Raw genomic sequence first — 16301 nt, forward strand, 5'->3', positions numbered from 1 at the left:
ATCAATTAATTTTGGTGTTCACAGCTTATTTTTAGTACTTATAGCTATATCGCTTATGTGTGTTGTGATATCAATAATGATGAAAAATTCACTTAAAAAAGAAAAATAATATGCCTTTTTAGTGCGACAGCCATATTATGTCTTACGATAATTTTCATATAGTTGATTTTGGTAAAATATAATAACTAGTAAAGAAATTTTATAAGTAGAGAGGTTTAAATGGGATGTTATGTTAAATTACAATCTGGTGTGAAAATTTACGTAGAGGACATTAATCCACAAGGAAAGAAAACTATTTTGTTTTTGCATGGTTGGCCTGGAGATCATAATTTGTTTGAATATCAATTTAATGTCTTACCTAAAGAAGGCTACAGATGTATTGGAGTAGATCAAAGAGGATTTGGTGAGTCTGACAAGCCATTTTTGGGATATGATTATGATACATTATCTGATGACGTTTTTGGTGTGGTTGAAGCACTTAAATTGAAGAATTTCACATTAGCAGGGCACTCTACAGGTGGAGCAATAGCCATCAGATATATGGCAAGACATAATGGATATGGAGTTTCTAAACTAGCTCTTTTTGCAGCAGCAGCTCCTAGTTTAATTAAACGTTCATATTTTCCATATGGAATAACAAGAGAAGCTGTGGAAGATATTATTAAAGGCACTTATAATGATCGTCCTAAAATGCTAAGACAATTTGGTGATATGTTTTTCTTTCAGCATATATCTGAGCCTTTTTCAGATTGGTTTTTTAGCTTAGGATTGCGGGCAGCAAGCTGGGCAACTGCAGCTGTTGCAAACACTTGGCTGGATGAGGAAAAGTTGTTCTCTGATTTAAAAAGGATAACTGTTCCAACTTTAATTCTTCATGGTATACATGATCAGGTTTGCCTTTTTCAATTGGGTGAAGCCCAAAAGAAAGGCATAAGAAATGCCAAACTTGTACCGTTTCAATATAGCGGTCATGGTCTATTTTATGATGAAAAAGATAAATTTAATGAAGAATTGATGAAATTCACTGAAGAATAAAGTTTGCAATTGTTATTTGAAAGTAGAAAGAGGAAAATCTCTTTCTATTTTTTATACAGCTAGTTTATGAATAATATTTTAATTATGATTTTATAAATACTGGATATGATGATATAATTATAATACGAATAAGATAGTAATTGAAAATGGAGGGAAAATTTATGAAGTATTCAAAAATGATAGATCATACACTTTTAAAGCCTGATGCAAGGGAGAAGCAAGTAAATCAAATAATCGAAGAAGCTCTAAAATATGAGTTCGCATCTGTATGCATAAATCCAACTTGGGTTAAATTTGCAGCAGATAAATTAAAAGATTCAGAAGTTGCGGTTTGTACTGTCATAGGTTTTCCTTTAGGAGCAGGGACCACAAATGCAAAAGTTTTTGAAGCAAGGGATGCAATTGAAAATGGTGCAGATGAAATAGACATGGTTATCAACATTGGAGCCTTAAAGGATCGAAAAGATGATTTTGTAGAAAGGGAAATAAATGAAGTGGTAAAAGCGGCTAATGGCAAAGCAATGGTAAAGGTAATCATTGAAACATGTCTTCTTAGTGATGAAGAAAAAGTGCGCGCATGCAAGCTTGCAGTAAAGGCTGGTGCAGATTTTGTTAAGACTTCTACAGGTTTTTCAACAGAAGGAGCAACAGAAAAGGATGTTGAACTTATGCGCAAAACTGTAGGTGAGAACATTGGGGTTAAAGCATCTGGAGGAATTCATTCTAAAACTGATATGGACAGCATGATTAAAGCAGGTGCGAGTAGGATTGGTGCTAGCGCTGGCGTTAAAATTATGGAGGACTACATAAACGAGAAATAAATAATGCACAGTGAGGGTTAGAAAAATGAGAATGGTTGATTTGATTGAAAAAAAACGTGATGGCGGAGAGTTATCGAAACCGGAAATTGATTTTATAATTCAAGGTTATACAAAAGGAACGATTCCAGATTATCAGATGAGTGCATTTGCCATGGCAGTGTTTTTTAAGGATATGACTGCTAGTGAGCGTGCTGATATGACAATGGCTATGGTTGAATCAGGAGAAACTATTGATTTATCTGATATCGAAGGAATAAAAGTTGATAAACACTCAACTGGTGGAGTTGGTGATACTACTACACTTGTATTAGCTCCATTAGTTGCAGCTTTGGATATCCCTGTGGCAAAGATGTCAGGAAGAGGGCTTGGGCATACAGGAGGTACAATAGATAAATTAGAGTCTATAAAGGGGTTTCATGTAGAAGTTACAAAAGATGAGTTTATTGATCTTGTAAATCGAGATAAAATTGCTGTTATTGGGCAGACAGGTAATTTAACTCCAGCAGATAAAAAGTTATATGCTTTAAGAGATGTTACAGGAACAGTAAATTCTATTCCTTTAATTGCTAGTTCTATAATGAGCAAGAAGATAGCAGCAGGGTCTGATGCTATTGTTCTAGATGTAAAAACAGGCTCCGGTGCTTTTATGAAAACGGAAGAAGATGCATATAAGCTCGCACACACAATGGTTAGTATAGGAAATAGTGTTGGACGAAAGACTGTTGCAATTATTTCCGACATGAGTCAGCCTCTTGGTTTTGCTGTTGGAAATGCAATTGAAGTAAAGGAAGCCATTGATACGCTTAAAGGAGTTGGACCAAAAGATTTAACGGAACTTGTCCTCACTTTGGGAAGTCACATGGTTTGTCTTGCGAAAAAAGCAAAATCAGAAGAGGAAGCACGTAAAAAACTCATTGAAGTCATAAAAAATGGAAAGGCAATCGAGAAATTTAAGCTGTTTATTACAAATCAAGGAGGAGATGCATCTGTAGTTGATAATACAGATAAGCTTCCACAAGCTGCTTATAAAATAGATATTTCAGCTAAAAAAGATGGATTTGTATCTGAAATTGTTGCAGATGAAGTAGGAACAGCTGCTATGCTTCTTGGTGCAGGACGTGCAACAAAGGAAGACACCATTGATTTAGCAGTTGGAATTATGCTTCGTAAAAAGGTTGGAGACAAAGTTGAAAAGGGGGAACCCATTGCAACCCTTTATTCTAATAAGAAAGATGTAGAAGAAGTTACTTCAAAAATTTATAACAGTATTACTATATCAGATAAAGCAGAAATTCCTAAACTAATTCATGGAATAGTTACAAAATAAAAAGATTGCGAAGTAACAGTGACTTGTAACATTAAAAAGAATCCATAAATCTAAGGTGGAAAAATCGTAAAATCCTAAGATATTTCAATAACTCGCTGGGCGCTCAGACAGATTGAAATATCTAAGTATTTTATGATTTTTTCACCAAGATTTATTGGATTCTTTTTAAATTGTTACATCATCACTGCTACTTCGCTTTTACGGTAGTTCAAGGAAAAAATTCCTCCGTACCTACGGAATTTTGGGTGTGAACTTGTTCACACATTTATTGACTAACAGTAATTATAGAGTATTTTTCGTAGGGAACCGTAGAAAAATTTACCTTGCATTTCCGGTTTAGCGAAGTAACAGTATTGAAGGAATAGTTTAAATAAAATTAATAAATCTAAGAGTCTAAATCCTAAAATTCTAAGAACTTTCAATAACTCGCCTTTGGCTCAGACAGATTGAAAGTTCTAAGCCTTTTACGATTTAGACTCTAAGATTTATAAAATTTTATTTAATATTCCAAGATACTGTTACTTCGCAATATTTTTAACTTACATGTTTATTACGTTGGTACTTGCAAATTGCTGCTTTTATTGCCATATAGTCAACATCTTCAGGGAGAGCCTCTTTTATAGGCCTTAATTTAGCAGTACCTAAAGTTTTGATTTTTTCATATATAAGCTCAGAATATTCTTGCGGGATAAATGAATCTAAGTCTATACCTAAACCTTCTTCGGCACATTTTAGTAAATGATCTTGAATGGTTTTAGGGGATAGATTTCGATTTTCTGCAATTTTACTAACAGATAGACCATTCTTGTAAAGCTCAAAAGTAACTATATGAGTTTTTGATTTAGGTGATGCTTCATGCGAGGTTGTAAGCGGTATAGTGTTAGCAACTATGTTGTTTTCTCTAACATAAGCCTTTATTAAAGTTTCAAATTTATCTCCATATTTTTCGTATTTCTTTTCTCCTATACCCTTTAAGTTTAGCATAACCTCTTTGTTTGTAGGATAGTATTTGCACATTTCAGTAAGTACTGCGTCAGAGAATATTATATATGGAGGAACATTTTCATTGTAAGCAAGTTCTTTCCTGAGTGCTTTTAGCTGCTCAAATAATGTCTTGTCTTCGGTTATGGATTGTTCTTTTACAATAATTATTTTTCGCATTACTTTCTTTTCTCCCTTTAAAACAGGATAACTTTTTTCGGTTAGCTTTACCACAGGGTATTCTGTTTCAGTAAGAGTTAAATATTGGTCTGCAATAAGAGCATTTATTAAATCAACAATATCCTTAAGCTTATATTCACTCATTAGTCCATAAGTAGATAAGTTGTTAAATCTAAAACTTAATATTCTTTGATTTTTAGATCCTTTTAAAACTTCAGAAATTAAAGTTATTCCATAATTTTGATTCATCCTATATACACAGGATAATATTTTTTGGGATTCTACGGTTATGTCTACGAGTTCAGAATCATTTGTACAGTTGCTGCAATTGCCGCAATTTTCAGTTTCGTATTCTTCGCCAAAATAATTCAATATGTATTTCCTAAGGCATGAAGTGGTTCTGCAGTAATCAACCATCGAACTTAATTTTTGCAATTCAATTCTTTGTCTTTCAAATGATGGAATACTTTGCTGAATAAGAAACTTTTGAATGTGAATATCTTGTCCTCCGAAAAGTAATATGCACTCGCTGTTTTCACCATCTCTACCAGCACGACCAGCTTCTTGATAATAAGATTCCATATTTTTAGGCATATTGTGATGAATAACAAACCTTACATTTGACTTATCTATTCCCATTCCGAAAGCATTGGTAGCTATTATTATTTTTATATCATCGTAGACAAAAGCTTCTTGATTTTTAGTCCTTTCATCATCAGATAATCCAGCATGGTATCTTCCAACAGAATATCCCTTTCTCAGCAATTTTTCATATAAATTGTCTACTTCTTTTCTTGTAGCTGCATAAATAATTCCAGAGTTATTTTTGTTCTTAGCAATATATTTAAGTATAAAGTCAAGTTTATTTTCATTTTTAATTACGGAAAAAAATAAATTTTCTCTATCGAAGCCTGTTGTAAAACATTCAGGACTTTTAAGATTTAAGAGTTCTATAATATCGTTTTTTACCTTAGGAGTTGCAGTTGCAGTAAAGGCAGATACGACTGGTCTTTTACTGAGACTTTCAATAAAAGGGGCTATTCTTTTGTAACTTACTCTAAAATCATGGCCCCATTGAGATACGCAGTGCGCCTCATCGACAGCTACCATAGATATATTTAAACTTTTCACTGTATTTTTGAAATAATCCTGTTCTAATCTTTCGGGAGCAACGTATAAAATTTTGCAATGGCCGGAAATAGCGCCTAAAATAACTTCGTTCACCTCTTTAGAGGAAAGAGAACTGTTTATAAAGGATGCGTTTACTCCATTTTCCCTGAGGGTATCTACCTGATCTTTCATAAGAGAGATTAGAGGAGAAATTATAATAGTTATTCCTTCCATTGTAAGAGCAGGAATTTGATAGCATATGGACTTTCCGCCGCCCGTCGGCATTATGGCAAAAGTATCTTTTTTATTTATTATACTTTGTATTATCTTTTCTTGACCTTTTCTAAATGAAGAATAACCAAAGTACTTTTTTAGTATATCAATTGGTTGTGGGTTCATATAAAATTGCTCCTTTAAATTAAAATTACATATTTAATTATAATCAAAAATGCATATAAATAAACTATTATTTTTCTAATTTTAATATTCTTGCTTTATTTTTAGAAACAGGTAAAATTACAGTTTGGTTTTCTATATTAAAGGTTTCTTTGGTTATTAAATCTAAAAGACATTTACCTTTAATATTAAATTTTATTTTTGAATCTTCTTTAGAACAATTGGCAGCGGTTATTATATTTTCATCTTCAAAGCTTCTTAAAAATACATACTGCTTATTTGAAATAAATAATTGATTGTAGGAACCTTTCTTTAAAGCCTTAGAAGTTGTCCTTATTCTAGAAACAAGCTGTATAAATTTTAAAAGCTTTTGGCTATCTTTTAAGTTGTCAAAATCATTTAAATTAATTTCAGGACGCAGTTCAGAATCAGAGCCATTTTTCTTTGTGCCCTTTATTCCAAATTCACTTCCATAGTATATTGATGGAATTCCGGGCATGGTGAAAAGCAAGGTATATAATGGATAGATATTTTCTAAATCAGTCAAAGTACTGGCAATTCTATTGACATCATGATTATCAACGAAATTATACAATGGAATGTTTTTGTATATACCACCATTTCCAAATTGTCTATTTAATGAATAGGCAATTTCAAAATAATTAATGGAATTGTGGCTTGAATAAAGACCTTTATAACATTCATAATTAGTCACTGTATCTAGGCACTCGCTGTTTGCCCATCTACTGTAATCACCGTGTATAATTTCTCCAAGTAGAAGCATATCTGGTTTTAGTCTTTTACAATATTGAGAAAGTTCTTTTAAAAAATTTAGTTCCAAGCAGTCTGCTGCATCCAATCTTATACCATCTATATCAAATTCCTCAATCCAAAATTTAATTATTTTAAATATATAATTTTTAACCTCACTATTATAGGTATTTAATTTGACAAGATTATAATATCCATTCCAGGAATCATATGAAAAGCCATCATTATATACAGTATTACCATTAAAATTTACTCCAGAAAACCAGGACGAATAATTTGAATTTTGTTTATTTAAAACTAAATCATTAAATTTAGGAAAATCTCTTCCAACATGGTTAAATACTCCATCCAAAATTAATTTTATTCCATTTTTGTGAAGCGTATCTGAAATATCCTTAAGTAAATCATTAGTCCCAAGTCTTCTATCGACTTTAAAATAATCTATAGTATCATATCCGTGAGAAGTTGATTCAAAAACAGGTCCTAGGTATAACGCATTTATTCCAAGAGCTTTTAGATGTGGTATCCACTTTTGTATTTTATCTAGACGAGGTATTGGTTTAGATGTTAAATCATTATTCTGCGGAGCACCGCAAAAACCTAGAGGATAAATATGATAAAAAATAGATTCTTTAATCCAAGAGTTCATAGTACATACCTCCAATAAATATTGCCTATAAGACTATTATATAACTTTAGCTTGTAAAATGGACATAATAATCAATATTTATAAGATATTAAAATATAGCGAAATGAAAAACGCCACAAAATATTTATTATAATATGTTTTGTGACGCTTTTCTTATATTGTTAGAAGGTATCTAAATCTAGGAGGACTTGTGATACTCTCATAAATATTAATTTAGCGTAATTCTTGTGACATTGTAGTTGCAGAATCTTTTACCTGCTGTACATCAGCATCGGGAGCGTCTTTTGTAGAATACCAGCCTTTTTTGTTTCATTGAATCAAAAATTTTATACTGAGTTTCTTCACAAGTTCTAAAATTATTTAAAAGTGTTTTTCTTAAATTTTCACAAGAAGTTTCAGTGATTCCTGTACTGTAAGATGAAATTGCCTGCTTTTCGGTTGCAAGTAAATCTTGCATCATGTCTTTTTCAGACATAGTCATTACATTATTCATATAAAAATCCCTCCTAAAAATTAATTATTGATGCGAATCAAGATAAGTTTTTAAGGAATTAAAGTTTTCTTTGTGGATTTGGCATGCTTCATTACAAAGATTCTTAAGCTGACCGTCAGTACACATTTGACTGTATTGGCTAAATTTTTTATTTAATAAAGATTCATATCCAAGTTGATCCTTAATAACCTTGAGATTATTTGCTTCTATTTGCATATTACCAGTAGCAACCATAGTCTTACCTCCTAAAATTATATTTTAAAATTGTTACGGTAATATAATTAGCTTTATAATGTTAAAATATGTGTAGTAAAATTTTCATTTAAACATAGTTAAACGTACTAAAGGAAGCTTTTTTAATGAGTGTAAAAAGCAACATTTATTAAAAAGATTAAAACTAAAAACTGCCTTAATAAGGTTCATTAAGGCAGTTTTTAAGGTTGTTAAGGTGATTTTGATAGAAATGCATCTAAATTGAAGTGGGTTAGATGCTATTTTAATTTTACTTATGAAACTAAACTTGCTGTTCCATAAACTACTTTATTGTAATCATCAATATTTGATAAATTTTTTACTTTAATATGATTTAATATGTCTTTTCTATCATTGATATATAACAGCTCGGAGAATAAATTATAAAAGAAGGTCGTAGGAACATAATCTATTCCAGAAAAATCCAAAATCACATTATCATTTAAATTGGCTAGGAGTTCTGATTTTAGCAGTATTGCATCCTGACACTGAAATTTACTTCCTATAAGACTTTTAATATTAATTGTTTTCTCCATAATGAAAATCCCCCTAAAAATTATATTTTCTATGATACTATTATATAACAGTTTAATTTAATTGTCAAACTTTTAACAATTAAAATCTTGATTTATTTAAAATAATAGACTAAAATTGCTATAGGTAAAAAATAAAAAATATGGAGGGGACTTTGTAATGGCTAAAAACTTAAGTCTTGATTTAAAAAATACTAAACCATATCTTAATGATGAAGAATTAACAAATTTAAAGCCAATGGTAAAAGCTGCTCATGAAGTGCTTAATAATAAAACAGGAGCAGGAAACGACTTTTTAGGATGGGTGGATCTTCCCGTTAATTATTGTAAAGAAGAATTTGGAAGAATAAAAAAAGCAGCAGAAAAGATAAAAAATGACTCTGATGTTCTTATAGTTATAGGAATTGGAGGATCATATCTTGGAGCAAGAGCCGCTATAGAAATGCTTTCTCATACATTTAGCGCGAATATTTCAAAAGAAACTAGAAAAGCACCTCAAATATTTTTCTGTGGAAATAATATAAGTTCTACTTATCTTGCAGACTTACTTGAAGCTATAGAAGGAAAAGATTTGTCTGTTAATGTAATATCAAAGTCAGGTACTACAACAGAACCTGCTATTGCTTTTAGAATTTTTAGAGAACTTCTTGAAAAGAAATATGGTGTTGAAGAAGCTAGAAAGAGAATATATGCAACAACAGATGCTAAAAAAGGAGCACTTAAAACTTTAGCTGATGCTGAAGGCTATGAATCCTTTGTAGTTCCTGATGATGTTGGAGGAAGATATTCTGTTTTAACAGCAGTTGGATTACTTCCTATAGCAGCAGCTGGAATAGATATAGATGAAATGATGAAAGGTGCAGCAGATGCAAGAGAAGCATATAAAGATGAAGATCTTGATAAAAATGATGCTTATAAATATGCTGCAGCTAGAAATGCACTATATAAGCAAGGAAAATCAATTGAAATGATAACTAATTTTGAACCTTCACTTCATTACTTTGGAGAATGGTGGAAACAATTATTTGGAGAAAGCGAAGGAAAAGATAACAAAGGACTATTCCCAGCAGCAGGAGATTTTTCTACTGATTTACATTCTATGGGTCAATACATACAACAAGGAAGAAGAGATCTTATAGAAACATTTATAAATGTTGAAAGTCCTAGAAAAGAGTTAACTATAGGTGAAGATAAAGAAAATCTTGATGGCCTTAACTTTGTAGCTGGAAAGACTATTGATTTTGTTAATAAGCAAGCCTTTAGAGGAACCGTTCTTGCACATAACGACGGAGGAGTTCCGGTTATGATTGTAAATGTTCCAGAACTTACTGCTTATCATTTTGGATATATGGTATATTTCTTTGAAAAGGCATGTGCTATAAGTGGATACTTATTAGGTGTTAATCCATTTAATCAACCAGGAGTTGAAGCTTACAAGAAAAACATGTTTGCACTTCTTGGAAAACCAGGATATGAAGATATGGCAGAAGAATTAAAGAAAAAATTAGAAGACTAAAAAAGTGAAAGATAGCAGGTGATTTATCTTTACATAAATTACCTGCTATTTTTTATTTTAAAACATAACTATTTAATTATATAGTACATTTACACTTAATCCTTCAACTATATAATTATTTTTACATCTCTTATATTAGATTCTCCAACAGAATTCTTATTCACGTACACATTCCAGTTTCCCCATGGTATAGGAAAGTTAAGTGCATGATTATTTGCATTGTATATTATAAGCAAGTTGTTCCAACTATCACCATTAGGTTTATTTTTAAGTATGAAGCCAACAGAATTTTTTGGTGAATTATTAATAAATTCAAGGTGATTTTTTAAATCATCCGAGTTTATAAATCTAAATGCAGAATGATTTCTTCTTAAATTAATAAGATTTTTAATATAATAAACGTAGTTTATACGTTTATCTCTCAATGTCCAATCTATCCAATTTACATAGTCTGGCGATTTATAGGTGTTGTCTATGCCATTTTTTGTTCTGCCAAATTCTGAACCACACTCTAAAAATGCTGTTCCTTGAGAAGTGAATATTATGCCTAAGGATAATTTTACTCTTTCCATTAAAGTTCCATCACTGTCATCTGGATTTAAAGCTTTCAATTTGTCATATAGTGCTGCGTTATCATGGCAAGAAACATAATTTATAGATTGCTCTGGAGAATTAAATGGGCCTTTAAGCCATTCAGAATAATTTATACATCCTATAGATGATAATTTTATGGAATTTTCAAAATTTTCACCGCCAGAGGCAAAACCTTTTTGAATTTGCATCAAAAAGTGAACCTCTAATAGAATCTCTTATGATTTCATTAAAATATCCAATGCGTGGAGTTTTAAAGGAATTTTGAATAATGGCTTTCTTCTCATATAGCAAATTTGTATTTAAGTTCCAGCCTTCGCCGTAAAGCATTATTGGTCTTCCAAGCCTGTCAACAGCTTCACGTATTTGATTCATTGCATCTATATCATGAATTCCCATTAAATCAAATCTAAAACCATCTATATGATATTCTTGTGATAGATAAACTACAGAGTCAATTATAAATTTTTTCATCATTAGATTTTCTGAAGCTGTATCGTTACCGCATCCGGTTCCGTTTGAAAATGTACCATCCTGGTTTCTTCTTAAATAATACCCAGGGAATGTCTTTTCAAAACTATTTTCTTTTTCATTCCAGAGATGATTGAAAACCACATCCACATTAACTGAAATATTATTTTTGTGTAAAGCACTAATTAATGTCTTTAGTTCCCTTATTCTGCATTTAGAGTCATATGGATCTGTAGAATACGTACCTTCCGGAACATTATAATTTTGAGGATCATAACCCCAATTATATTCTGAAGGCATTTTTTCATCAATACTTTTATAGGAAAAGTCAAATATAGGCATTATCTGAACATGAGTTATTCCCAACTCTTTTATGTAATCAAGTCCTGTAGAAAGATTGTTTTTTGTTTTTGTATTTTCTTCAGCTAATCCTAAATACTTTCCAGTATTTTTTATATTGCTGTTTGGATTTGAAGAAATATCTCTTATGCTAATTTCATAAATTACGGCATCTGTAAAATTATTTATTGTACTTGGAGAAACATCTTTATCCCAATTTTCAGGGTTTGTTTCAGAAATATCTATTATAGCGCCTCTATTTCCGTTTATTCCTGTTGCTTTTACATATGGATCAGTAACTTCATTTACTTCATTATATAAGACAACTTGATAAGTGTAATAATAATTCTTCAAATCACCTTCTATAGGAGTGCTCCATAAGCCATTTTCTTCATTTAGGTATATAGAATGAACTGGATTATCATTTAAGGCTGCATCTCCGTTTTTATATAAAAGAAGCTTTACATTTAAAGCACTTGGAGCCCACAATTTAAAAATTGATTTTGGGGGGTGTACTCAACTCCAAGTTTACCATCATAATAGTATCTATCATTAAATTCTTTAGATGAAAATAATTTAAAGTAACAACACTTTATGTTTATTATGTCGCCGTAGATAAGTAAACAATCCATTTTTATGTCTATTTCATTTTCTAAGTTTAGAAAAAAACTGTATTATCTGATATTGAGTGCTCAATTATTTTCATGTAATTTCTGCCATTAACTATATTCAACATGTAAAAATTTAATTCGCTTGGATTATCTATTTTGAATTCGATTCTATTGAAATTTGTAACTAATGCATTAAAGATTTTCATTGTTTGCCTCCTAAGCTAAATGAATTTATAATTTTTATAAATTAGTTATATAGTGAAACTAGCTTAACTGCAAACTATATGTTTACCATAATCTCTTAGAGAATGGCATTTTGGTACATGAATAGTTTAAGTTTCCCAGTAGTTTCACTATATATAGATAAAACGCTTTAACTATTGAAATTCATGTGCACCATAATGCCTAGAAGACGGCATTTTGGTACAAATAAATTTCAAGTTTCAAGATGGTTTATCTTTATACAGGAGTAAGTTTATCTATATAATATAAAAAATCAAAAAAAATGTAAACATCACTCTTGTTACAAAATATGGTAATATAGTATAATAAAGTTAACAATTTCTTTGGGAGATGAAAGAATATGGAAGAATTTCAAATAGCATTTGATAAGGAGAGTCCGCAGCGAAAAAATGAAAAAATAAATATAAGTATAAAAAATTGTATAAATAAGAATTTGTTATATAAGTTCTTAGTTGGGCATAATGGAAAGTGGAATATACTTAAGGATTTTTCCAATGAACTATTTGCAGTATGGTCTCCAAAAAAAGAGGGAATTTATACTATAATGATTCAGGCTTTGGAAAAAGATGATGCAAAACCATTTAGTTATGTAAATAAAACAGATTATATAATAAGAAATTCTGAAAGTGATAAGGTGGAAATCAAAAATTTTAGATGTCTTACTACTGAACTTTATACAGGTAATGAGATTATTTTTAAAGTAGATGCAATTAATAGTGACAATAAGATGACATTATATAAATTTGTGAAAATATATGCCCTAGGAAAAAGTGAGTGTATACAGGATTATTCAGGTAAAAGAATTGTAAGTTATACAGAAAAAGGATATGGAGACTTCAAGCTTTTATGTATGGTTAAAGATATGTATTCTAAAAAAGAATTTGATGATAGAGCTGTTATTTTATATAGGGTGAAAAAATATAGAGATATAAAAATAATCGATTTTACTGCTGATGTAACTTCGCCGCAGCTTCTAGGAAGTACTATTAATTTAAAATCAGTAGTTACTGGGGGAAAAAACATACTATACAGATATGTGATTGATGGGAATTTAAGTGAGGATAGTGGATACAAGAGGGATAAAAACTATGTGTGGAGACCTAAAAGAGCAGGTATATACAATGTAAAGCTAATGGTTAAAGATGAAAGCTGTAAAGAGGCTTTTGAGGCTTTAAAAGAGTTTAAATTTGCAATAGAAGAGATTAAGAATAAACCGGTTAAGATAGTAAGGATATATAAAAGTAAGGAAGGTACCATACTGAAGGGGGAAACTGTAAATGTTAAAGTAGAAGCAAAAGGAGGAATAGACTTAAGATATAGTTTTACCGTTAAAAAAGAAAATCAAATAATAGAAAAAATAGATTATGGGGCATGTAATTGGGTCAATTTTACACCTTCAGATTCAGGAAAATATACAATCGAAATTAAAGTTAAAGACAAATATTGTGATAAGGATTTTCAGTGCTGTTCAGAAGTAGTGGTACAAGCCATGGATTACATTCCAGCTAAAATAGAATGCGTACTTCCACCTGTTAAAGACTATTATGTTGTTGGAGAAAAGATTCAATTGGAGGCAGTAACTTTAAATACAAAAGAAAATTTAGTTAAATTTATAATTAGCAAAAATAGTAGTCAATTAGAAGAAACAAATTTTGAATTTTCTAAAAAATATGAAGTAATTCCTAAGTGTGAAGGTACTTATAAAGTTGAAATATACGCTGTAAATAAGAATAGCTCAAAGAAATTTGACTCATATAAAGCTATTAATTTTATTGTAAGGGATGTAGAGCCAGTGAGTGAGCTTACAATAAAATGTGATAGAGAATTTCCTATATTAAACGAGGCTGTTACACTAAATGTATCTTGTAAAAATGGAAGGGAAATAGTATATCAATTTTATATTATGAAAGATGGGGAATGGAAGATAGTTCAAAGATACAGCAAAAAAAGTTTTTATTCATTTATACCAACAGAAAAGGGAAACTATAGGATTCTTATTTTATGTAAAAATCAATTTAATTGTGAAAAAGAATATGAAGATTATTCAATTTTTGAGATGAATGTATAAAGTTTTGTTTGACTGTTTACGAAAATAAAGCTATAGTTTATTTATTGGAATAATGTGAGGTAGGTGAATAATGTGGCTGTAAGCGATAGTTCTAGCGTAAATAGCGTGCAAAATTATCTTCAACTTAATATGATGCAGCAAATGCTTAAAGCTGGAATGTCTGATGATGATTCTTCATCACAGGGATTTCAAATGGCTCTAGAAAGTTTACTTAATGCATCAGCGGAAGGCAATGGTTCTTTCGATTTAAGCAGTATTTTGGGTAGTGGCGACTTAAGCAATCTTGGTTATGGGAAAGGCCTACTTATGAATAATACTTTGGATTATATACAAAATGAAATTAAATCTGGCAACACTTCTATAGATAAAGCAGTAGAAGATGCATCAAAAAAATATGGCGTTGATAAAAAACTTATACTGGCTGTTATAAAGCAAGAATCAGATTTTAATCCAAATTCAACTTCGAGCGTCGGAGCAGAAGGTCTTATGCAGCTTATGCCATCTACTGCCAGCGAACTTGGAGTAACTAATGCATATGATGTTGAACAAAACGTAGATGGAGGTACAAGGTATTTAAAAGAACTTCTTGATATGTTTGGTAACGCCAAACTTGCTGTCGCAGCATATAATGCTGGTCCAAATGCAGTTAAAAATACTGCAGGAAACATAAGTGCTCTTTCAGGTGAAACTCAAAATTATGTGACTAAGGTTCTTGGTTATTATAATACATAATATAGTGAAAGGAAGTTAAACCCTTCACTTGAATTGTTTCGCATTATCTTTAAATTGTTAAGATTGAGATGATAAAATATTAGTTTTAAGTATAATAATTTTGAATATCCTGTAAAATATAAATAATGTGTATTTTACAGGATGTTTTTATGTTGAAAGGAAATAGAATATGGAAAGATTAGATAAAGTTTTAGCTAATTTAGGATATGGCTCAAGAAAAGATGTTAAGAAAATTATAAAAAGTGGAGAAGTTAAAATTGATGGAGAGGTTATAAAGGATAACAATTATCAGCTGGACCCCATTAAAAGTACAATAAAAGTTAATGGAGAAGAAGTTACATATAAAAAAAATATATATTTGATGATGAATAAGCCTGATGGTGTAATATCGGCAACCTTTGATGATTATGATAGGACCGTTATAGATCTTCTTGAAGAGCAGCACAAGGTATTTGATCCATTTCCAGTTGGAAGGCTTGATAAGGATACTGTAGGTTTGCTCCTGCTTACAAATGATGGAGAATTAAATCATAGGCTGATATCACCTAAATGGCATGTTGATAAGGTTTATTATGCGAAGATAGATTCTGAATTAAATAAAAATGATATTGAAGAATTTAAAAAAGGAATTATCCTTGATGATGGTTATAAATGTATGCCTGCAAAATTAGAAATATTGAAAGCTGATGAAAATGAATCGGAAGTTAAAGTTACTGTGCAGGAGGGAAAATATCATCAGGTTAAAAGAATGTTTCAAAGTCTTGACAAAAAGGTAATTTATCTTAAAAGGCTAAGCTTCGGTGGACTTAATTTAGATGAGAGGCTTGATGAGGGCGAATATAGGGAGCTTACAGTTTCTGAACTTGAAAAACTAAGAATAATTTGCAAAAATATGTTAATGGTTTATGAAGGAATTACCTTCATATTAATAAAATGTTTACAATAAAATTTTCACGTTCCTATTGCTTTTTGTTTATATGTTTATTATAATATTAGACGAAAGATAAATAACAAGGAATGAATAGCCCCCTTTTTATTTATTATGAACAGCCCCGCCCCAAGGGCTGTTTTTATTTTTTGTTTATGAAAATATGAAAAGATTTACATAAGATGAACGTGAAATTTGTGATGAATATAAAAAATTATTATAAAATAAAAGTGCAATATTTATTTCATGATTGT

At 30.6% G+C, this 16301-nt stretch carries 15 protein-coding genes; 7 read left to right on the forward strand and 8 right to left on the reverse strand.

What is annotated here, in order from left to right; genetic code table 11:
• Nucleotides 1-219 precede the first annotated feature (219 nt).
• From AGR56_RS00855 to AGR56_RS00865, 3 genes are all read left to right on the forward strand, one after another.
• A complete protein-coding gene (locus AGR56_RS00855) occupies nucleotides 220-1035 on the forward strand; it encodes an alpha/beta hydrolase (protein ID WP_053240765.1) in 816 nt (271 codons plus the stop codon).
• A 161-nt stretch (nucleotides 1036-1196) separates the two neighbouring features.
• The gene (gene deoC, locus AGR56_RS00860; RefSeq protein WP_053240766.1) at nucleotides 1197-1856 is read left to right on the forward strand and encodes a deoxyribose-phosphate aldolase; all 660 of its coding nucleotides are present in this window, start codon (nucleotides 1197-1199) and stop codon (nucleotides 1854-1856) included.
• Nucleotides 1857-1881: 25 nt separating this feature from the next.
• Nucleotides 1882-3183, forward strand: coding sequence for a pyrimidine-nucleoside phosphorylase (locus AGR56_RS00865; protein WP_053240767.1), 1302 nt, complete (start codon nucleotides 1882-1884; stop codon nucleotides 3181-3183).
• Nucleotides 3184-3717: 534 nt separating this feature from the next.
• Here the strand turns inward: AGR56_RS00865 and recQ are convergent.
• The 5 genes from recQ to AGR56_RS00890 all read right to left on the reverse strand — a co-directional run bounded on the left by recQ (nucleotide 3718) and on the right by AGR56_RS00890 (nucleotide 8551).
• Nucleotides 3718-5853: a DNA helicase RecQ gene (gene recQ / locus AGR56_RS00870; protein ID WP_053240768.1), complete on the reverse strand. Its 2136-nt coding sequence runs from the start codon at nucleotides 5851-5853 to the stop codon at nucleotides 3718-3720.
• Nucleotides 5854-5920: 67 nt separating this feature from the next.
• Nucleotides 5921-7270 carry an alpha-amylase family glycosyl hydrolase gene (locus tag AGR56_RS00875; protein WP_053240769.1) on the reverse strand — a complete coding sequence of 450 codons (1350 nt, stop codon included), beginning with the start codon at nucleotides 7268-7270 and terminating at the stop codon, nucleotides 5921-5923.
• Nucleotides 7271-7535: 265 nt separating this feature from the next.
• Nucleotides 7536-7763, reverse strand: a complete 228-nt coding sequence (locus tag AGR56_RS00880; RefSeq protein WP_347460356.1) for a spore coat protein — start codon at nucleotides 7761-7763, stop codon at nucleotides 7536-7538.
• A gap of 24 nt (nucleotides 7764-7787) precedes the next feature.
• Nucleotides 7788-7997, reverse strand: coding sequence for a hypothetical protein (locus AGR56_RS00885; RefSeq protein WP_053240770.1), 210 nt, complete (start codon nucleotides 7995-7997; stop codon nucleotides 7788-7790).
• Between the two features lie 272 nt (nucleotides 7998-8269).
• Nucleotides 8270-8551: an STAS-like domain-containing protein gene (locus AGR56_RS00890; RefSeq protein ID WP_053240771.1), complete on the reverse strand. Its 282-nt coding sequence runs from the start codon at nucleotides 8549-8551 to the stop codon at nucleotides 8270-8272.
• Between the two features lie 157 nt (nucleotides 8552-8708).
• On the opposite strand from AGR56_RS00890, the gene AGR56_RS00895 reads away from it, so the two are divergent.
• Nucleotides 8709-10064 (forward strand): glucose-6-phosphate isomerase, encoded by a 1356-nt coding sequence (locus AGR56_RS00895; RefSeq protein ID WP_053240772.1) that lies wholly within the window; start codon nucleotides 8709-8711, stop codon nucleotides 10062-10064.
• A gap of 107 nt (nucleotides 10065-10171) precedes the next feature.
• On the opposite strand, the gene AGR56_RS21040 is transcribed toward AGR56_RS00895, so the two are convergent.
• The 3 genes from AGR56_RS21040 to AGR56_RS21050 are packed head-to-tail and all read right to left on the reverse strand — an operon-like array spanning nucleotide 10172 to nucleotide 12097.
• Nucleotides 10172-10846, reverse strand: coding sequence for a hypothetical protein (locus tag AGR56_RS21040; protein ID WP_347460362.1), 675 nt, complete (start codon nucleotides 10844-10846; stop codon nucleotides 10172-10174).
• The gene (gene pulA, locus AGR56_RS21045) at nucleotides 10812-11954 is read right to left on the reverse strand and encodes a type I pullulanase (RefSeq protein WP_242851233.1); all 1143 of its coding nucleotides are present in this window, start codon (nucleotides 11952-11954) and stop codon (nucleotides 10812-10814) included. The genes AGR56_RS21040 and pulA overlap by 35 nt, the downstream gene beginning before the upstream one ends.
• Complete coding sequence (locus tag AGR56_RS21050; protein ID WP_242851234.1) at nucleotides 11933-12097, reverse strand: hypothetical protein; 165 nt, start codon at nucleotides 12095-12097, stop codon at nucleotides 11933-11935. The genes pulA and AGR56_RS21050 overlap by 22 nt, the downstream gene beginning before the upstream one ends.
• Before the next feature lie 562 nt (nucleotides 12098-12659).
• Here AGR56_RS21050 and AGR56_RS00905 point away from each other — a divergent pair.
• From AGR56_RS00905 to AGR56_RS00915, 3 genes are all read left to right on the forward strand, one after another.
• Nucleotides 12660-14387 carry a triple tyrosine motif-containing protein gene (locus tag AGR56_RS00905; RefSeq protein ID WP_053240773.1) on the forward strand — a complete coding sequence of 576 codons (1728 nt, stop codon included), beginning with the start codon at nucleotides 12660-12662 and terminating at the stop codon, nucleotides 14385-14387.
• Between the two features lie 72 nt (nucleotides 14388-14459).
• Nucleotides 14460-15119: a lytic transglycosylase domain-containing protein gene (locus AGR56_RS00910; RefSeq protein WP_053240774.1), complete on the forward strand. Its 660-nt coding sequence runs from the start codon at nucleotides 14460-14462 to the stop codon at nucleotides 15117-15119.
• Between the two features lie 169 nt (nucleotides 15120-15288).
• Entirely contained in the window at nucleotides 15289-16065 is a 777-nt protein-coding gene (locus AGR56_RS00915) for a pseudouridine synthase (protein ID WP_053240775.1), read from the forward strand.
• Nucleotides 16066-16301: the final 236 nt, after the last annotated feature.

Origin of the sequence: Clostridium sp. DMHC 10 (genome assembly GCF_001270375.1) — a bacterium.
GTDB lineage: Bacteria > Bacillota > Clostridia > Clostridiales > Clostridiaceae > Clostridium_S > Clostridium_S guangxiense.